This window comes from Paraburkholderia sp. JHI869 (assembly GCF_038900775.1).
In the GTDB taxonomy this organism is placed as follows: Bacteria; Pseudomonadota; Gammaproteobacteria; order Burkholderiales; family Burkholderiaceae; genus Paraburkholderia.
In genome coordinates, this window is record NZ_JAYMSC010000002.1 from 516,206 (window position 1) to 535,157 (window position 18,952).

Below are 18,952 nucleotides of genomic sequence, written 5' to 3' on the forward strand. Positions count from 1 at the left end.
TACCTGGCCTGTCTTACGTGGGCGGCGTGCGGGTGCCGGGCGGTCAGTGTTGCTGCGACTTTCGCCAGGCCATCACCCCGGCAACCGTCAAAAAACTTCCGAAAGCAATAATTCTATCATTTTCAGTTGCACGTTTTAGCGCATCTTGGAAGGCGGCGGCCGGATTTTCATGGCGCGTCACGCTGCTATCGGCACCGTCCGTCACGCCCGCATCGCGCAGCACTTCTTCGAGCTGTTCGGCCGTGGCCGCGCGCGGCAGCGGCAGATCGGTCACGCACCAGTGGTCGATCTCGCCCTTCAGGTGCTCGATCACGCCAGTAATGTCCTTGTCGCGCATCGCGCCGAACACCGCGTAGGTGTACGGGAAATAGCCCATGCTGCCGAGGTTTTGCGCCAGCACGGCCGCTGCGTGCGGGTTGTGGCCGACGTCGAGGATGATCGACGGCTTGCCCGGCAGCACCTGGAAGCGCCCCGGCAATTCGACATTGGCGAGGCCGAGACGAATGTCCTGCGCGGAAACTGGCAGGCGGTCGCGCAGCGACTCGAGGCCCGCGAGCGCCGCCGATGTGTTGATCAGTTGATTCGCGCCACGCAGCGCCGGATAGGCGAGCGCCGAGCGCCGCATGGTCGGGCCCACGTAGCTCCATTGCTGGCGCTCGCTGCCAGGCTGGCCTTCATAGCGGAAATCGCGACCGAAGAGCCACAGTTCGGCGCCGATCGCCTCAGCATGGTCGATGAGCGACTGTGGCGCCATCGGGTCGGCGCAGATTGCGGGCTTGCCCGCGCGGAAGATGCCAGCCTTTTCGAAGCCGATCTTCTCGCGCGTGTCGCCGAGGTATTCCGTGTGATCCAGGTCGATGCTCGTGATGATCGCGCAGTCGGTGTCGAGCACATTGACGGCGTCCAGACGCCCGCCCAGACCCACTTCGAAGATCACGGCGTCGAGCCCGCGCGAGGCGAACAGATGCATGATCGCGAGCGTCGTGAACTCGAAGTACGTGAGCGTAACGGGCTTGGCGAGCGAATTGCGCGCGGCTTCCACGGCCTCGAAGTGCGGGAGCAGCTCGGCGTCGCTGGCCTCGCGGCCGTCCACGCGCGCGCGCTCGTTGAACGCGAGCAAATGCGGCGACGTGTGGCTGCCCACGTGATAGCCCGCCTTGAGCAGGATCGTTTCGAGAATCGCGCAGGTCGAGCCCTTCCCGTTCGTGCCGCCGACCGTGATGATCGGGCATTCGAACTTGAGGCCCAGCGCGTCCTTCACCTGACGGATGCGGTCGAGCCCCATGTCGATGCCGACCGGATGCGCGGTTTCAAGGTGCGTGAGCCACGCGTCGAGGGTGGGAAAGGTACTCATCGGGATAGAAATTGCCTGGTGCTGCGCGTGAGACGCCGCCAACCGCGGAGGGTTCACACGAATGATCCGCTTCGAAAGAACGGCATTATCGCGGAAATGACAACGCGCCGCTTGCTTTCGCTCGCGGCGCGTTGGGTAAAGCGATGCGGCTTGCGGCACGTGCAGCGCCGCAGATCGCTCAAAGCCGGGTTCAGGCCACCGCGTCGGCGGGCTGACGCTGCATCAGCGCGAGCATTTGCGCGATTTCGTCGCGCAGCTTGCGGCGGTCCAGGATCATGTCGATCGCGCCCTTCTGCAGCAGGAATTCGGCGCGCTGGAAGCCTTCCGGCAGCTTTTCGCGCACGGTCTGCTCGATCACGCGCGGGCCGGCAAAGCCGATCAGCGCCTTCGGTTCGGCGATCACTACGTCGCCAAGGAACGCGAAGCTCGCCGAAACGCCGCCCATCGTCGGGTCGGTCAGCACGGAAATGAACGGCAGCTTCGCTTCGGCCAGTTTGGTCAGCATGGCCGTGGTCTTCGCCATCTGCATGAGCGAAAGCAGGCTTTCCTGCATGCGCGCGCCGCCCGAAGCCGTGAAGCAGATGAACGGCACTTGCTGCTCGAGCGCGTTTTGCGCGCCGCGCGCGAAGCGCTCGCCCACCACCGAACCCATCGAGCCACCCATGAACGAGAACTCGAAGCATGCGACCACCACGGGCAGCGTGCGGATCGCGCCGCCCATCACCACCATGGCGTCGGTTTCGCCGGTATCGTCCATCGCCTCTTTCAGGCGGTCCGGGTACTTGCGGCTGTCCTTGAACTTGAGCGCGTCGACCGGGACGATTTCCTGGCCGATTTCATAGCGGCCTTCCGGATCGAGCAGGCCATCCAGGCGCTCGCGCGCGCCAATGCGCATGTGGTGATCGCACTTCGGGCAGACGTGGAGATTCGCCTCGACGTCGTTGCGGTACAGAACCGCTTCGCACGACGGGCACTTGATCCACAACCCTTCCGGAATGCTCTTGCGGCTTTTCGGATCGGTTTGCTTGATCTTGGGCGGCAGCAGTTTATCGAGCCAGCTCATTGATGTTCCTTCCTTGACCTTCGTGATGCGCGGGCGCGGCGGATCGATTTATCTAGCCGATCGGTAAAAACGACCGGGTTCCGACCCCGACCGCGCATGGCGAAAAGTGGATTTTACAGCAGTCTCTGATCTAGCCAACTGTGCCAGCCCGCAGCACTATCTGACAGCAACTTCGTCCAGCGCCGTGCGAATGCCGGTGATGAACTGCGTGAGCGTGTCGGCGGCCGTCTCCGGCGTTGCCTGTTCGAGCAACTGGACGATGCGGCTGCCGATCACCACGGCGTCCGAAACCTGCGCGACGGCAGCGGCCGTTTGCGCGTCGCGAATGCCGAAGCCCACACCCACGGGCAGCGAGACATGCTTCTTGATCGCCGGGATTTTACTCGCGATGCTCGAAACGTCCAGATTCGCAGCGCCCGTCACGCCCTTGAGCGACACGTAGTAAACATAGCCGCTCGCGGCGCCGCCCACTTCGGCGATGCGCGCATCGGTGGAGGTCGGTGCCAGCAGGAAGATCGGATCGATGTCGGCGGCCTTCATCTTCGCCGCGAATTCCACCGACTCCTCGGGCGGATAGTCCACCACGAGCACGCCGTCCACGCCTGCTTCCTTCGCGGCCTGCGCGAACGCGTCGGCGCCCATGCGCTCGATGGGGTTCGCGTAGCCCATCAGCACGACAGGCGTCTTGTTATCGGTTTCGCGAAAACGCTTTACGTCGGCGAGCACGCTCTTGAGCGTCACGCCCTTCTCGAGTGCGCGCTCGGACGACTGCTGGATCACGGGGCCGTCGGCCATCGGGTCCGAGAACGGCACGCCCAGTTCGATGACATCGGCGCCGCCAGCGGCCAGCGCGTGCATGAACTCGACGGTGCGCGCGGGATCGGGGTCGCCTGCCGTCATGAACGGGATCAGGCCTTTGCGGCCTTGGGCGGCGAGCGCCTCGAAGGTGGTCTTGATACGGGACATTTCAGGGTCCTCAGCTTTTAGGCGTTACTGCGCGTCAGGTCCGGCGGCGGCGCATCAGGCGCCAGCCGCGACGGCGCTTGCGGCGGCCGCGCTTACGCGTTCGCGCGCGATCGCGCAGTAACTTTCGTTAATTTCATAGCCGACGAATTCGCGCTGCTGACGTGCGCAAGCCACTGCCGTGGTGCCGCTGCCCATGAACGGGTCCAGCACGCGGCCGCCCGGCGGGCAGCTCGCGAGCACCATGCGCTCGACGATCTCCAAAGGCTTCTGGGTGGGATGATCCACGCGCTCCGCGTGCTGGCGATGCAGCCGCGAGACGGACCAGACGTCCTTGGGGTTGTAGCCGAGCTCCAGCCACTTGCTGCCTTCGAACAACTTGCGCGAACGCGCCTTCTTCGTGACGGCATCGTACGGGATGCGGACGGGATCGAGATCGAAGTAGTAGTCCTTCGACACCGCGAAGAAACCGATGTTGTCGTGCACCGAGGTGAAACGGCGCGTCGTGCCACCCATGCTGGGTACGCGACGATCCCAGACGATCTCGTTGATCATCGTGAGTTTCGACTTGAGATAGACGAAGATCTCGGGCGCGTACTGCCACGTGCAGAACACGTAGAGCGAGCCCGTGGGCTTGAGCTTCGGAATCGCCAGGTCGAGCCATTCATACGTCCAGGTGAGGAAGTTCTCACCCGAACGCATGTCGGAGTCGTTGCCGTAGTCCTTGCCGAGCCCGTAAGGCGGGTCGGCGACGATCAGATCGATCGAGGCGTCGGGCAGGTTGGCTGCATCGGTTAGAAAATCGCGGTTCAGGAGCCGGATGGTTTCCGGCACCGTGGGCAGCACGGCTGCTGCGGTGGCGACCGCCTCCGCGGCCTCCAAAGCAGCCGCTTCGGCGTTCATCTCGCCCACGGGTGCCGGCACTTCCGGCTCGTCGAACTCGTCACGCATCGCTTACGTCGCTCCGGGCGCTTAGAACTGGATGCCCGATCGCTCAGCGACCGTGTGCATGTCCTTGTCGCCGCGGCCCGACAGGTTCACCAGCAGGATTTTGTCCTTCGGCAACGTCGGTGCGAGCTTCGCCGCATACGCGAGCGCGTGGCTCGATTCGAGCGCGGGAATGATGCCTTCGATGCGGCAGCAGTCGTGGAAGCCCTTGAGCGCCTCCTCGTCGTCGATGGTGACGTACTGCGCGCGGCCAATGTCCTTGAGCCACGCGTGCTCGGGACCGACGCCCGGATAGTCGAGGCCCGCCGAAACCGAATGCGTCTCGATGATCTGGCCGTTCTCGTCCTGCAGCAGGTAGGTGCGGTTGCCGTGCAGCACGCCCACGGTGCCCGCCGCGAGCGAGGCGGCGTGACGCCCCGTCTCCATGCCGTCGCCGGCCGGCTCAACGCCGATCAACTGCACCGAAGTGTCGTCGATATACGGGTAAAAGATGCCCATCGCGTTCGATCCACCGCCCACGCAGGCGATCACGGAGTCGGGCTGGCGGCCCGTCATTTCGGGCATCTGCACGCGGCATTCGTCGCCGATCACGCGCTGGAAGTCGCGCACCATCATCGGGTACGGGTGCGGGCCCGCCACCGTGCCGATGATGTAGAAGGTGTTTTCGACGTTGGTGACCCAGTCGCGCATGGCTTCGTTGAGCGCGTCCTTGAGCGTGCGCGAGCCCGACTCGACCGGAACCACGGTCGCGCCCAGCAGCTTCATGCGGTAGACGTTGGCGGCCTGGCGACGCACGTCTTCAGCGCCCATATACACCACGCACTCCATGCCGAAGCGCGCCGCGATGGTCGCGGTGGCCACGCCGTGCTGTCCCGCGCCGGTTTCGGCGATCACGCGCGGCTTGCCCATGCGCTTCGCGAGCAGCGCCTGGCCGATCACGTTGTTCACCTTGTGCGCGCCGGTGTGGTTCAGGTCTTCGCGCTTGAGATAGATCTGCGCGCCGCCCAGCAGCTCGCTCCAGCGCTGTGCGTGATAAATCGGCGACGGACGGCCGACGAAATGCTTCAACTCGCGCTCATATTCGGCGCGGAAGTCGGGATCGTCCTTGTATTTCGCGTAGGCGTCGCGCAGCTCGTCGATCGCCTGCATGAGGGTTTCGGCAGCGAATACGCCGCCATAGGGGCCGAAATGGCCGCGTTCATCTGGCAAATTGTACATAAGTCACTCGCTCGGCCGGTCTTGGGAAGGCCCACGTTGCGTGGACCGTGCCGGCCAAAGAATTCATCCCGCGTCCGCTTCGCGCACTGCGCGCACGAACGCCGCCATGCGGGCGTGATCCTTCACGCCCTTTGCGCCCGGAACCTCGATGCCACTGGAGACATCGACGGCAAACGGACGCACCTGGCGAATCGCATCACCGACGTTTTGCGCGTTCAAGCCACCACTCAAAACGGCCCGACGCGCGAGCCCTGCGGGAATAAGTGACCAATCGAAGACCTTTCCGCCGCCGCCGTAACCTTCGACATGGGTGTCGAACAGCAGGCCGCTGGCTGATGAATAACGATTAGCCGATTCTATCAAATCGGCCTGCTGAGTATCGGCCGCCACTCGCAGCGCGCGCAACCAGGGCAAACCGGCAACGGAGGCAAGCGACTCGCACTGCTCGGGCGTTTCGTCGCCGTGGAACTGGAGCATGGTGAGCGACACATTGCTCGCCACTTCGCTCATCCACTGCGGCGTGGCGTTCACGAAGAGACCCACGACCGAAACGAAGGGCGGCAGGTCGTGCGTGAGCTCGACCGCCTGCGCCACGCTCACCGAACGCGGGCTGGGCGGATAGAACACGAAACCGACGGCGTCGGCGCCGAGGTCAACGGCGTGCGCAACCGCCTCGGGCGTCGAAAGTCCGCACAGCTTGATGCGGGTGCGGTGGTGCGCGACGGTGGTGGCAGTTTGCTCGGCTGACGTCATGGCTCTAGATGCGGTGTTGGTCTCGATGATTCAAGCGGGCGGCGCTTCAGGCACGGCCTTCGGGCGTGTCGCTCCAGATCGCGCTCCATGGCACGCTGGCCGTATGCGGCGCCGGTACCGCGAACTCATCAGGATAGCCTACCTGGGCGAGATACAGGCCGTCGGGCATGAAGGTCGGCGCGGCCACGGTGCGGTCGCGCCCCGCCAGCACCTCGGCCATCCATGAGGCCGGATAGCGCCCGCGCCCCACGGCCACGAGGCAGCCCATGAGGTTGCGCACCATGTGGTGCAGGAACGCATTGGCGCGAAAGCGGAAGTGGATGAAGTCGCCCTGCGGCCGGATATCGATCTGGTACAGATGCTTCACCGGCGTCTTCGCCTGACACTCCGACGAGCGGAACGACGAAAAATCGTGCTCGCCGATGAGGTGCGCCGCCGCCTCGCGCATGGCATCGACATCGAGCGGCGTGTGGATCCAGCCCGCGCGGGCCGTCAGCATCGGCGAGCGCACGGGGTTCACGTAGAGCACGTAGTAGTAGGTGCGCTCGAACGCCGCGAAGCGCGCGTGGAACGCCTCGGGCATCGGCTTGGCCCACTGCACGGCCACCGTCGAGGGCAGGAACGCGTTGGTGCCGCGCACCCACGAGAACGGCGTACGGTCGAGGTCGGTGTCGAAGTGCACCACCTGGCCAAGTCCGTGCACGCCCGTGTCGGTACGGCCCGCGACGACGGTCGACAGCGGCACGGTGGCGAACTCGCGCAGCGCGCGCTCGAGCGCGTCCTGCACCGTCTTGCCATGCGGCTGCGACTGCCAGCCGCAGAACGCGGCCCCGTCGTACTGGATTCCTAGCGCGATACGCATACGGCTTGCAGCAGCGTCACGAAAGCGGAGCGAGCGTCGACAGCAACGCCTGCGCGTCGCTGCGCGTGGCGGGGTCGTTCGACTCGATGACTTCGTTGATGAGCGAGCGGGCGCCAGATACGTCGCCAAGCGCGATGTATTCGTGCGCGAGATCGAGCTTGTTGCGCGCGATGCGGGCGAGCTGCTCGGGCGTGAAGACCGGCAGCGGCTCGGCCGAATCGGGCGGCAGGTTCAGGTCGAAGTCGAGCGTGAGTGCGCCAAAGCGCGGTGCGCCGAGGCCGGCGAGCGCGCCGGCGCCCGCCGTACCCGCCTCGATGGCCTCGCCCGCCAGCGGAGGCGGCGGCTCGAAGAACGGCGACGACAGACGCGCCGACGCCTCGGGCGTGGCGGCCGGCTCGGTCGAGAGCGGCGCCGTGGGCATGACCGGTTCTCCGATGCGCGGCGGCAGCGGCAGATCGAGGCCGCCCAGCGCTTCGATCGCATCGTGCGGGAACGCGATCGGGACTTCGGCGTAGCTCATGTCTTCTGCGGTGACTGCGGGTACTGATGGAATTTCAGGTGCGGTAAGCGGCGCGGGCGGGCGCTCGAAGGCTTCCGTGATGGGCGGCGTTTGCGCTGCTTGCTGTGCTTGCACCGCTTGCGGTTCGCCGTCGCCGAAGTTGAGCGCCATATCGGGCGTCGCAGGCTTTTGGACGCGCGCCGGGTCTTCATGCGTGCGCGCCAGCGCCTCGGCGTCTTCGGCTGTGCGCGGCGCACCGAGGCTTTCGGGCGGCAGCGCATCCGCGCCAAGCTCCGCCGCGGCGGCAAGGCTGGCGGCATCGGTCGCGTCGGCGAGCGTCTGCGGTTCGCCCGCTTCGACATCGTGCGGCAGATCGGCTGTTGCCTGTGCTTCCTGCGCGACCGAAGGCGCTTGCGGCGTGGCCGGGTGCAGCGTCTCGGTCAGCGTAGGCGGCAGCGCTTCGGCGCCGAGTCCGGCAGTCGTGTCCACGCCCGCGCCAGCGGCATGCGCGGCCGTTGCGTCGTGCTCCAGCGGCTCGGACGAGACGGCGGGCGTAGGCACCGGCGTGATCACGACTTCGTCTGCTTTGGGCGCCACGGGCGGCACGAATTCGGCTTCAGCCGCAGGTGCAATCTCGTGCGCATCCGGTTCCCCCCCGGCGTGCGAAATCGGCTCGCGCAAAACCGGCGGCTCCTCGGCCACAGGTGCGGCGGCAACGGCGGCGGCAGATGCAGACGGCGTCGGCTCATGCGCCGCTTCGGGCGAGACGTCAGGCGCCTGCTCCGCAGGCTTCTTGCGCTTGCGCATGAGCAGGCGCACGAACAGCGCCAGCAACGCCACGACGACCGCCGCCACGGCACCCATGGCGATCGGCGAGACTTCCGGCTGACCGGCAGCCGCGCCGGCATTCGCCGCGCCGTTCTGCACAGGTGCGCCGGCCTGCGCGGCGGGTGCACCCGCGGACGCACCGCCCGCCGTCTGCGCCGGCTTGCCGATGCCGTGCTGCTGCAACGCCATCAGCACGCGGTTCTTCAATGCGAGGAGCTGCTGCAGGCTGGAGACCATCACCGTGCCCTTCGCGCCGTGTTCCGATGCGCCAGCCGCGCCGCTGGCCGGGGCCGACTGGATCGAACCGCTCCACACGTGCGAGTCGCTGGCCGCCGACGCCAGCGCTGCGGCGCTGGCGCCCACCGCAGCGGCACCGGAAGCCCCTTGCGCGGCCGCTTCGGGGCCGCTCGCCGGGACTGCCGAGGCAGTTGCCGCAGTCGCGGCAGCGCTGGCCGAACTCGCACCAGCCGTTGCAACGGCCGCAGCCGACGATGCAGCCGCTTCAGCCTGGGCAGCAGCGCTCGAAGCAGCGGCAGGTGTGCTGGCAGACACAGCAGACGCAGTAGGCGCCGTGGCGGGCGCGCTGGCCGCAGCCGCAGCCGCAGCCGCGCCGCCCGAAGCCGCCGTCATGCCCGCCGCCGCGCTCGAAAGGTCCGGCGTAGCAGGCACGTTCAGCGTCGCGCCCACGCGCATGCGGCTGGGATCCTGCTTGATGAACGCATTGGGGTTCGCATCGAAGATCGCCTGGCTCATGCGTGCGAGCGTGGCTTTATCGTGCGACTGCGTAAGGTCGACGGCCACGTCGTGCAGCGACTGGCCGGGATGAACGGTGTATTGCCCCGCGGTGCTCACAGGCGCCGCGGCAGCGGACGCAGCACTTGCCGCGCCGGCTTGCGCCGCACTCGCACCGCCCTGCGCAGCGGCGAGGCCGCAGAACAGGAAACTCGCCGCCGCCACAGTGGCGCGGATGGCGCGCCGCCCTTGGGCGCGCTTCGCGCGAGGCGCGGCGGAAACAGAATCAAATCGAACGATCATCAGTTGCCCTGGCATACCGCTCTTGCGGCTGTCGATCAAATAGGAGTGTGCTTCGGGGCGATTGCATCGATGCATGCAATAAAAAGCATGCAATAAAAAAAGCGCCGCGACTGGCGCGGCGCTTTTCACCCTGTCTACGCGTCATTAGCCGCGTAGTTTAATTCATTCACTTGTCGAGCAGAATGCGCAACATGCGGCGCAGCGGTTCCGCCGCACCCCACAGCAGCTGATCGCCGACCGTGAAGGCCGACAGATACTCGCCGCCCATCGCCAGCTTGCGCAGACGGCCCACCGGCACCGACAGCGTACCCGTGACCACGGCCGGCGACAAATCGCGCATCGACGCTTCGCGCTGGTTCGGCACGACCTTGACCCAGTCGTTGGCCGAAGCGAGGATGCCGTCGATCTCGTCGAGCGGCACGTCCTTCTTCAGCTTGATCGTGAGCGCCTGCGAGTGGCAGCGCATCGCGCCGATACGCACGCACAGACCGTCGACGGGAATCGAGCCCGGCTGGCCCATGGCCGGCTTGCCGAGGATCTTGTTGGTTTCCGCGCCGCCCTTCCACTCTTCCTTCGACATGCCGTTGCCGAGGTCCTTGTCGATCCACGGAATAAGCGAGCCCGCGAGCGGCACGCCGAAGTGCTCGGTCGGCATGGCGTCGCTGTTCATGGTGGCGAGCACCTTGCGGTCGATGTCGAGGATCGCCGACGACGGATTCGCCAGGTCGCTCGCCACCGACGCGTTGAGCGCGCCCATCTGCGAGAGCAGCTCACGCATGTTCTGCGCACCCGCGCCCGAAGCGGCCTGGTACGTCATGGCCGTCATCCAGTCGACGAGGTTCTCGCGGAACAGGCCGCCCAGCGCCATCAGCATCAGGCTGACCGTGCAGTTGCCGCCGACGAAGTCCTTCTGGCCCTTGACGAGAGCATCTTTGATGACGTCGAGGTTGACCGGATCGAGAATGATGACGGCGTCGTCCTTCATGCGCAGCGCCGAGGCCGCGTCGATCCAGTAGCCAGTCCAGCCTGCCGCGCGCAGCTTCGGATACACCTCGTTGGTGTAGTCGCCGCCCTGGCAGGTGATGATGATGTCGCACTTCTTGAGCTCGTCGACGCTGTTCGCATCTTTGAGCTTCGTCTCGTTTTTGGCGAACGACGGAGCCGCGCCGCCTGCGTTGCTGGTGCTGAAAAACACCGGTTCGATCAGGTCGAAATCGCGTTCTTCCTGCATGCGCTGCATCAGCACGCTGCCGACCATGCCGCGCCAACCTACGAGACCTACGTTCATGACTAACCCTTGATTTGGACACTTCCCCGCTTCGCTCGCCCGGCGTGGCCGCGCGGGGAAGATGAGCGGGCACGACGAGCGATCAACGCGTGGTGATCGTTTTCGTAATCGCTTTCGTTGCTTTCGTGGTGATGGCGAGCGAAATCGCGCGGGCCGTTTTTTCGCCGCGGATGTTCGTAACAGTCGTGATCGGGGAGATCTTCGCCATCGAAGCAATATACACGAAACAGTTAATTTGCGCGGAAAAAACCATACTTTCCGCTATTTGCCAGCCCGTTCTTCAGGCACGCGAAACAAAAAAGGGCACGCCTGAAACGGCATGCCCTTCGTGCGACTTTACAGCGCTGCGATCACCGCGTCGCCCATCGCCACCGTGCCGACCTGCTTGCAGTCCGGCGTGATGATGTCGGCGGTGCGATAGCCCTGTTCGAGCACCTTCTTCACCGCGCTCTCGATACGGTCCGCCTGTTCAGCGCGGCCCAGCGAGTAGCGCAGCATCATGGCGGCCGAGAGGATCGTGGCGAGCGGGTTGGCAATGCCCTTGCCCGCGATATCCGGCGCCGAACCGTGCGACGGCTCGTACAGACCCTTGTTGTTCTTGTCGAGCGAGGCCGAAGGCAGCATGCCGATCGAGCCCGTGAGCATCGCGGCTTCGTCCGAGAGGATGTCGCCGAACATGTTGCCCGTGACCACCACGTCGAACGCCTTGGGCGCCTTCACGAGCTGCATGGCCGCGTTGTCGACGTACATGTGCGACAGCTCGACGTCCGGATATTCCTTCGAGACATCGATCATGATGTCCTTCCAGAACTGCGACGTTTCGAGCACGTTGGCCTTGTCGACCGACGTCAGCTTCTTCTGGCGCTTTTGCGCAGCCTGGAACGCCACGTGAGCGATGCGGCGCACTTCGGGCTCCGCATAGCGCATCGTGTCGAAGCCTTCGCGCGCGCCCTTGAAGTTGCCGTCCGGCGCTTCGCGCGTGCCGCGCGGCTGACCGAAGTAGATGTCGCCGTTCAGTTCGCGAACGATCAGGATGTCGAGGCCCGAAACGATTTCCGGCTTGAGCGACGACGCACCGGTGAGCTGCGGATAGCAGATCGCCGGGCGGAAGTTCGCGAACAGTTCCAGATGCTTGCGCAGGCCGAGAATGGCCTGCTCGGGACGCAGCGCGCGCTCGAGCTTGTCGTACTTCCAGTCGCCCACGGCGCCGAACAGGATCGCGTCGGCCGACCTGGCCAGCGCGAGCGTGGCCTCGGGTAGCGGATGGCCGCTCGCCTCGTAGCCCGCGCCGCCAACGGGCGCTTCTTCCATCTCGAACTTTTCGCCGAGTGCGTTGAGCACCTTAACGGCTTCCTTGACGATCTCGGGACCGATGCCGTCGCCCGGCAACACTGCAATCTTCATCTTTGTTTCCTCGCTGTATTTTGTTCTGCGTCCATCAAAGCACGCGGTTGTTCAGCCACGGCTGGCGCGCGAGGCGCTCGGCTTCATACTGGCGGATCTTGTCGGCGTGACGCAGCGTGAGGCCGATGTCGTCGAAGCCATTGAGCAGGCAATAGCGGCGGAACGCGGCGACTTCGAACGGATATTCCTTCGAACCGTCGGTTGTGCGCACGACCTGCTTGTCCAGATCGACCGTGAGCTGGAAGCCGTTGAACGCGTACGTTTCGTTGAACAGGTGATCGACGTCCGACTCGGACAGCACGATCGGCAGCAGACCGTTCTTGAAGCAGTTGTTATAGAAGATGTCCGCAAAGCTCGGCGCGATGATCGCGCGGAAACCGTACTGGTCGAGCGCCCACGGCGCGTGCTCGCGCGAGCTGCCGCAGCCGAAGTTCTTGCGCGTGAGCAGCACCGAAGCGCCCTGATAACGCGGCTGGTTCAGCACGAAGTCCGGGTTGAGCGGGCGCTTCGAGTTGTCCTGACCCGGCTCGCCGTGGTCGAGGTAACGCCATTCGTCGAACGCATTCGGGCCGAAACCGGTGCGCTTGATCGACTTGAGGAACTGCTTCGGAATGATCGCGTCGGTATCGACATTCTCGCGATCGAGCGGCGCCACGACGCCGGTGTGTACGATGAATTTTTCCATGATCGTGTAGCCTTAGCCCAGCTTGCGAATGTCGACGAAATGGCCTTCGATTGCCGCGGCGGCTGCCATGGCCGGGCTCACGAGGTGCGTGCGGCCGCCCGCACCCTGACGGCCCTCGAAGTTGCGGTTCGAGGTCGATGCGCAACGCTCGCCCGGCTCCAGCCGGTCGGCATTCATCGCGAGACACATCGAGCAGCCCGGCTCGCGCCATTCGAAACCGGCTTCCGTGAACACCTTGTCGAGGCCTTCGCGCTCGGCTTGCGCCTTCACGAGACCCGAACCCGGCACGACCATCGCGAGACGGATGTTCGGCGCCACGCGGCGGCCGAGCTTCTTCACGACGTAAGCGGCGGAGCGCAGGTCTTCGATGCGCGCGTTCGTGCACGAACCGATGAAGATCTTGTCCGGCTTGATCGATTCGATCGGCGTGTTCGGTTCGAGCGCCATGTACTGGAGGGCGCGTTCCATCGCATCGCGCTTGACCGGGTCCTTCTCGCGCTCGGGGTCCGGCACGCGGCTGTCCACGGACGTGACCATTTCCGGCGACGTGCCCCACGTGACCTGCGGCACGATGTCGGCCGCGCTCAGTTCGACCACGCGGTCGAAGTGCGCGCCTTCGTCGGTGCGGAAGTTCTTCCAGTATTCGACGGCCTGGTCCCACTCCGCGCCTTGCGGCGAGAACGGACGGCCCTTGAGGTATTCGATCGTGGTGTCGTCGACCGCGACCATGCCCGCGCGCGCGCCGCCTTCGATCGCCATGTTGCACACGGTCATGCGGCCTTCCATCGTGAGGCCGCGGATCATCGAGCCGCCGAACTCCATGGCGTAGCCCGTGCCGCCCGCCGTGCCGATCTTGCCGATGATGGCGAGCACGATGTCCTTCGCGGTGCAGCCGCGCGGCAGCTGGCCCTCGACCTTCACGAGCATGTTCTTGCTCTTCTTTTGCAGGAGCGTTTGCGTGGCCAGCACGTGCTCGACTTCCGAGGTGCCGATGCCGTGCGCGAGCGCGCCGAACGCGCCGTGCGTGGACGTGTGCGAGTCGCCGCAGACGATGGTCATGCCAGGCAGCGTCGCGCCTTGCTCCGGACCGACGATGTGCACGATGCCCTGGCGCTGGTCGGCCATCTTGAACTGCGTGATGCCGAAGGCGTCGCAGTTCGAATCGAGCGTGTCCACCTGCAGCTTCGAGACCGGGTCGGCAATGCCGTGGCTGCGGTCGGTGGTGGGCACGTTATGGTCGGAAACAGCCAGGTTCGCGCTGATGCGCCACACCGGGCGCTCGTGCAGCTTCAGGCCTTCGAAAGCCTGCGGACTGGTGACTTCGTGCAACAGATGGCGGTCGATGTAGAGAATCGTCGTGCCATCGTCTTCCGTGTGGACCACATGCGTGTCCCACAATTTGTCGTAGAGCGTCTTTGCCATGATGTGCGGGGAAATGTTTGTCTGCGGGGCAATACGGTGTGAATTGATTATGCCACGCGAAACCCGCTCACTACAGGGCCTTTTCTGAAAAAAAGCGATAAAAAACAGGGGGTTATGGTGGTAGTCGCGATACCTGTATCAGCGTTACCCGGCGAACTCGGGTGTCGTGGCGCATTCGGGCCGCGGCGTATCAGGCGTACGCCGGCCGCTCGCTGAAGGGATCGGATGCAAAAAGGAGATGCGCCGGCCCGACCACGACCGGCGCAAGTTGGTTACCGCTGTGAGAACGGTCAAACATGGGCTTCGGCTTCCGCGACACAGGGGGGGCCGCATCACCGACGTCCATAGCTGTCTAACGGCAATTTGGCGCAAGGGTTTAATCGGGGCGAATGCGGCGCTCCAGAATGGTGCGCCGGAGCGCCCGCAATTCAATTAGCGATCCTGATTATCCGTGCTCGTTTCCCGCGATTGACGGCCGTATTCACCGGTGAGCGAGGCGAGCCGCCGGGGAGTGCCGAACCGTAACGCAGCCTTGCACGCCGCAGGGTCAGGCACGAGGTTTGCGTGACGAGCCCGGCCGCACGGTAGTTCACTTTGTGATTTCATCACACTCAACAAACAACGCCGCGGCCGACCACGCCAACCCGGAGGCTTCATGCCACTCGCAATCCGCACTGCGCAACAGAGAACAAGCAGAAAAAAACCAACGGCGCCTTGCCGCTTGTGCACGCTGCGGCGCGCGTCCCTCGCGGCTACAGCGTGCGCTCTCGCCGCGCTTGCCCCGCGCGCCCAGGCGCAGACGCCCTCGCCGCTCGGCGAATGGCAGTACTCAGCTGGCATTCCGCTCGAAAAGATGTTCGAGCCGAACCGTCCCGACTTCGAGGCGCGGCTCGGCGTGGGCGCGACTTTCGAACCGCGCTACGACGGCTCGGACCGCTATCACACACTGGTCGGTCCGAGCATCGACCTGCGCTACAAGGACATCCTGTTCGGTTCGACGGGCGAAGGCTTCGGCGTCAACGTTCTGCAGGGTCCGAACTGGCGCGTGAGCGTTGCCGCGGCCTACGATCTCGGACGGCGCGGGCAGGACGATCCGACGCGGCTGTATGGCATGGGCAACATCAACCCGGCGCCCGAATTGAAGATCGCTGGCGAGTATGTGATTTCGAAGGACTTTCCGCTCGTGTTCCGCACAGCCTTCACGCGCAGTTTCGGCGGCTCGAATGGCTGGACCGCGGACCTCGGCGCCTATATGCCGCTGCCGGGCAGCAACGAGAACTTCTACTGGTTCGCCGGCCCCTCGGTCACATTCGCCGACTCGAACTACATGCAGAGCTGGTTTGGCGTGACGCCGCAGCAGGCTGCCGCATCTGGCTACCGTCAGTACGACGCGAGCGCGGGCCTGAAGTCAGCCGGATTCGGTATCACGATGGTCTACTTCGTCAACAAACATTGGTTTGTGAGCGCAGACGGCGCGATCAAGCGTCTGCTCGGCAGCGCCTCGCACAGCCCGATCATCCAGTCGAAGACGGGCGGCGTTTGCGACGTTTCGATCAACTACCAGTTCTAACGCTGCTGCGCCGCTATCGGCAGCCAAGATCGTTGAACGCCTTCTCTGCGTCATTACGCTGGTAGTAGCGCTGCAACGTATTCGCCTGCTCACCGTCGCGGCCGTAATTCGGCACGACGGCGTTCGCCACCCGCCAGCGCGATCAGCCCAAACAGGGCGATGAGGAAACGGGCGACCATGACACACCTCCAAAAGACAAAGGCGAAATCGTAGTCGCGTCAGCAGCCGCCTGACCTGCGTCAACGCACAGCGCTACGCGAAACGAAGCACCTGCCCGGCCACCGCTCATCCACGGCTCATTCTTTGCCTCTATGCTTGCCCCTATGGGCGCCAGGCCCAGCAGGCCGGCTGTGCCCGCGAAAACCGCGCACGGGGGCCACGTCCCCCTCTACGTTCAAAGGATCGACCATGCTCGCGCCGATCGTCACAGCCTCCTTCCTCGGTCAGCCCGCGTGGCTCTGGATCGCCTTCCTCGCGGTGGTGATCGTGCTGCTCGTGCTCGATCTCGGGGTGCTGCATCGCGACGACCACGAAATCGGCATCCGCGAAAGCCTGTGGCTCTCGCTCGGCTATATCGCCGTGGGCGTGCTGTTCGGCGGCTTCGTCTGGTGGCAGCTCGGCGCGCAGCCGGCCACCGAGTACATCACCGGCTATCTGATCGAAAAGTCGCTCTCGCTAGATAACGTGTTCGTCATTGCGTCGATTTTCGGCGCGCTTGCCGTGCCGCGGCACCTTCAGCATCGCGTGCTGTTCTGGGGCATTGTCGGCGTGCTGGTGCTGCGGGCATTGATGGTCGGACTCGGCGCTGCGCTCGTCGCACAGTTCGAGTGGATGCTGTACGTGTTCGGCGTGTTTCTCGCCGTGACCGGCGTGAAGATGCTGATCGGCCCGAAGGAAGAGCACGGCGTGGAAGACAGCGCCCTGCTGCGCTGGCTGCGCCGCAAGCTGCCGGTCACGCCGCAGCTCGAAGGCCGCGCGTTCCTCGTGCGGCAAGCGCATCCGCGCACCGGCAAGTCCGCGCTGCTCGCCACGCCGCTCCTCCTCGCGCTCGTGATGATCGAATTCGCCGACCTGATTTTCGCGGTCGATTCGATCCCCGCGATCTTCTCGATCACGACTGATCCGTTCATCGTCTATACGAGCAACATCTTCGCCGTGCTCGGTCTGCGCGCGCTCTACTTCGCGCTCGCGGCCATGGCGCACCGCTTTTACTACCTCAAGCACGCGCTCGCGCTCGTGCTGGTGTTCATCGGGGCGAAGATATTTCTGGTGGGCATCATCGGCAAGATTCCCGCGCTGTTCAGCCTTGGCGTGACGGCTGCGCTGCTCGCGGGCGGCGTGGTGGTGTCGCTCGCCAAGACGCAAAAGCCGAAGGACACGCTCGGCACTTCGTGAACGCAAGCTGGGCGCTCCTCATTCTTCGCTCATTTTGCTCTGCCAGGATGGTTTCCATCGAGACCGCATTGCCCTTCACGCAAGACGGCAAGGGCCTCGATGACCTGTCACTCATCACGGAGCGCATCATGAAATGCCCCAACTGCCCTGACGTCACCCTCTCGCTCGCGGAGCGTCAGGGCGTCGAACTCGACTACTGCCCGCAGTGTCGCGGCGTCTGGCTCGATCGCGGCGAACTCGACAAGCTGATCGAACGCAGCAGCGGCAACCGGCGATACCGCGACGAAAGCGAGCCGCAGGCAAGCCGCCATCACGGCACGCCGCACGGTGACTACGCCCCACGCCGCGCTCACGACAGCTACAGCGGCAATGGCCATCGCCGCAAGTCGTGGCTTCAGGACATCTTCGACTGAGCCGCGGCTACGCCAACCGTTCCATCGACATCACGTTTCAAGAGGATTCCTGAACATGCGTACCTATACCTGCAACAGCCCGCAAGCCGCGGGCCGGATCGTCGCTGTCGCGCTGCTCGCGGATGGCCACCTGAGCAGCGAGGAGCTTGCAGCAGTCCATCGCGCGCGCCTGGCCGACCGGCTCGGCCTCGCGCCGGGCGAATTCGGCGAAATCCTCAAGGGCCTGTGCGAAGATTTGCAGACCACCTCGCACCTGAACTGGAGCGACGCGTGCAAGCTCGACTCCGACGTGATGCAGCAAGTGATGCGCGAGCTCGACGACCCCGCGCTGCGTGCCGAAGTGCTGAATCTGTGCCATGTGGCCGTGTATTCGGACCGGCACGTGGCCGAAAACGAAGTCGCGCTGCTCGCCTCGCTTAGCCGCGCCTGGCAAAAGGAACCCTGGCAGCGCCTGCTGGCGTAAGTTCACGCGCGCTGCGTGCCTTCCCCCGCGCAACGCGCCACGCGGCGAGCCCCTCCGCTCGCCGCGGTTTTTACAGCGCGCAGCGTCTTGCGCGCTTTTTTATGTCCGTGTTTCCCGGCGCTTACGCGCACACGGCCCAGCCGAGCCCGCGCACATTGCGGATCACCGCATGGCCGAACTTGCGGCGCACGCTGTAGATCACGGCGTCCACCGCGTTGCTTTCCACTTCCTCGCCCCAGCCGTAGAGCCGTTCCTCGATTTGCTGACGCGACAGGATCGCGCCCGGCCGCTCGAGCAGCGCGAGCATGAGTGCGTATTCGCGCGCAGAAAGATCGTCGGACTGGCCATCGAACGTGAGGCGCCGCGCATTCATGTCGAGCGTGACGCGGCCGCTGCCCATGGTCGGCGAGGCGAAGCCCGACTTGCGCCGCACCACGGCGCGGATGCGCGCGAGCAGTTCCTTGCTCTCGAACGGCTTCACGACATAGTCGTCGGCGCCGAGATCGAGGCCTTCCACGCGCGTGTCCACGTCGTCGCGCGCCGTGATGATGAGCACGGGCGTGGCGTCCTGCGACTCGCGCAGGCCGCGCAGCACGTCGAGTCCGCTCATGTCGCCGAGACCGAGGTCGAGCAGGATCGCCGTGTACGAGCCGTCGCGAATGGCGTCACGGCCGCTCTCGCCCGTGCGCACCCAGTCGACGCTGTATGACGCGTCCTTCAACGCGCGCAGCAGCGCGGGCCCGATCAGCAGATCGTCTTCGATCAGCAGAATCCGCATCGTGTCCGTCC

Annotated in this window: 17 protein-coding genes; 4 read left to right on the forward strand and 13 right to left on the reverse strand. The window is 65.0% G+C overall.

The window, feature by feature from the left end:
• Positions 1-43 precede the first annotated feature (43 nt).
• The 12 genes from folC to leuC form a co-directional block, all read right to left on the reverse strand.
• On the reverse strand, positions 44-1,354 hold the full coding sequence (gene folC, locus VSR72_RS05585) for a bifunctional tetrahydrofolate synthase/dihydrofolate synthase (RefSeq protein WP_342951404.1): 1,311 nt from the start codon (positions 1,352-1,354) through the stop codon (positions 44-46).
• A 190-nt stretch (positions 1,355-1,544) separates the two neighbouring features.
• Positions 1,545-2,417, reverse strand: a complete 873-nt coding sequence (gene accD / locus VSR72_RS05590; protein ID WP_342951405.1) for an acetyl-CoA carboxylase, carboxyltransferase subunit beta — start codon at positions 2,415-2,417, stop codon at positions 1,545-1,547.
• Between the two features lie 156 nt (positions 2,418-2,573).
• Complete coding sequence (gene trpA, locus VSR72_RS05595; protein ID WP_342951406.1) at positions 2,574-3,383, reverse strand: tryptophan synthase subunit alpha; 810 nt, start codon at positions 3,381-3,383, stop codon at positions 2,574-2,576.
• A 54-nt stretch (positions 3,384-3,437) separates the two neighbouring features.
• Positions 3,438-4,331, reverse strand: coding sequence for a site-specific DNA-methyltransferase (locus tag VSR72_RS05600; protein ID WP_342951407.1), 894 nt, complete (start codon positions 4,329-4,331; stop codon positions 3,438-3,440).
• A gap of 21 nt (positions 4,332-4,352) precedes the next feature.
• The gene (gene trpB / locus VSR72_RS05605) at positions 4,353-5,546 is read right to left on the reverse strand and encodes a tryptophan synthase subunit beta (RefSeq protein WP_342951408.1); all 1,194 of its coding nucleotides are present in this window, start codon (positions 5,544-5,546) and stop codon (positions 4,353-4,355) included.
• A 63-nt stretch (positions 5,547-5,609) separates the two neighbouring features.
• Positions 5,610-6,299, reverse strand: coding sequence for a phosphoribosylanthranilate isomerase (locus VSR72_RS05610; RefSeq protein WP_342951409.1), 690 nt, complete (start codon positions 6,297-6,299; stop codon positions 5,610-5,612).
• A 46-nt stretch (positions 6,300-6,345) separates the two neighbouring features.
• Positions 6,346-7,161 carry a tRNA pseudouridine(38-40) synthase TruA gene (gene truA, locus VSR72_RS05615; RefSeq protein ID WP_342951410.1) on the reverse strand — a complete coding sequence of 272 codons (816 nt, stop codon included), beginning with the start codon at positions 7,159-7,161 and terminating at the stop codon, positions 6,346-6,348.
• A 16-nt stretch (positions 7,162-7,177) separates the two neighbouring features.
• Positions 7,178-9,523, reverse strand: coding sequence for a FimV/HubP family polar landmark protein (locus VSR72_RS05620; RefSeq protein WP_342951411.1), 2,346 nt, complete (start codon positions 9,521-9,523; stop codon positions 7,178-7,180).
• A 166-nt stretch (positions 9,524-9,689) separates the two neighbouring features.
• Complete coding sequence (gene asd, locus VSR72_RS05625) at positions 9,690-10,811, reverse strand: aspartate-semialdehyde dehydrogenase (protein WP_342951412.1); 1,122 nt, start codon at positions 10,809-10,811, stop codon at positions 9,690-9,692.
• Positions 10,812-11,147: 336 nt separating this feature from the next.
• Positions 11,148-12,215 carry a 3-isopropylmalate dehydrogenase gene (leuB, locus tag VSR72_RS05630; protein WP_342951413.1) on the reverse strand — a complete coding sequence of 356 codons (1,068 nt, stop codon included), beginning with the start codon at positions 12,213-12,215 and terminating at the stop codon, positions 11,148-11,150.
• A 34-nt stretch (positions 12,216-12,249) separates the two neighbouring features.
• Positions 12,250-12,900, reverse strand: a complete 651-nt coding sequence (leuD, locus tag VSR72_RS05635) for a 3-isopropylmalate dehydratase small subunit (protein WP_158760568.1) — start codon at positions 12,898-12,900, stop codon at positions 12,250-12,252.
• A 12-nt stretch (positions 12,901-12,912) separates the two neighbouring features.
• Positions 12,913-14,322: a 3-isopropylmalate dehydratase large subunit gene (leuC, locus tag VSR72_RS05640; protein WP_342951414.1), complete on the reverse strand. Its 1,410-nt coding sequence runs from the start codon at positions 14,320-14,322 to the stop codon at positions 12,913-12,915.
• 721 nt (positions 14,323-15,043) lie between these two features.
• On the opposite strand from leuC, the gene VSR72_RS05645 reads away from it, so the two are divergent.
• The 4 genes from VSR72_RS05645 to VSR72_RS05660 all read left to right on the forward strand — a co-directional run bounded on the left by VSR72_RS05645 (position 15,044) and on the right by VSR72_RS05660 (position 18,163).
• A complete protein-coding gene (locus VSR72_RS05645) occupies positions 15,044-15,892 on the forward strand; it encodes a MipA/OmpV family protein (RefSeq protein WP_342951415.1) in 849 nt (282 codons plus the stop codon).
• Between the two features lie 408 nt (positions 15,893-16,300).
• Positions 16,301-17,287 carry a TerC family protein gene (locus tag VSR72_RS05650; RefSeq protein WP_342951416.1) on the forward strand — a complete coding sequence of 329 codons (987 nt, stop codon included), beginning with the start codon at positions 16,301-16,303 and terminating at the stop codon, positions 17,285-17,287.
• Positions 17,288-17,415: 128 nt separating this feature from the next.
• Complete coding sequence (locus VSR72_RS05655) at positions 17,416-17,700, forward strand: zf-TFIIB domain-containing protein (protein ID WP_342951583.1); 285 nt, start codon at positions 17,416-17,418, stop codon at positions 17,698-17,700.
• A 55-nt stretch (positions 17,701-17,755) separates the two neighbouring features.
• Positions 17,756-18,163, forward strand: coding sequence for a TerB family tellurite resistance protein (locus VSR72_RS05660; protein WP_201696117.1), 408 nt, complete (start codon positions 17,756-17,758; stop codon positions 18,161-18,163).
• Between the two features lie 121 nt (positions 18,164-18,284).
• Here VSR72_RS05660 and VSR72_RS05665 read toward each other — a convergent pair whose 3' ends face one another.
• Positions 18,285-18,941 carry a response regulator transcription factor gene (locus VSR72_RS05665; RefSeq protein ID WP_342951417.1) on the reverse strand — a complete coding sequence of 219 codons (657 nt, stop codon included), beginning with the start codon at positions 18,939-18,941 and terminating at the stop codon, positions 18,285-18,287.
• Positions 18,942-18,952 lie beyond the last annotated feature (11 nt).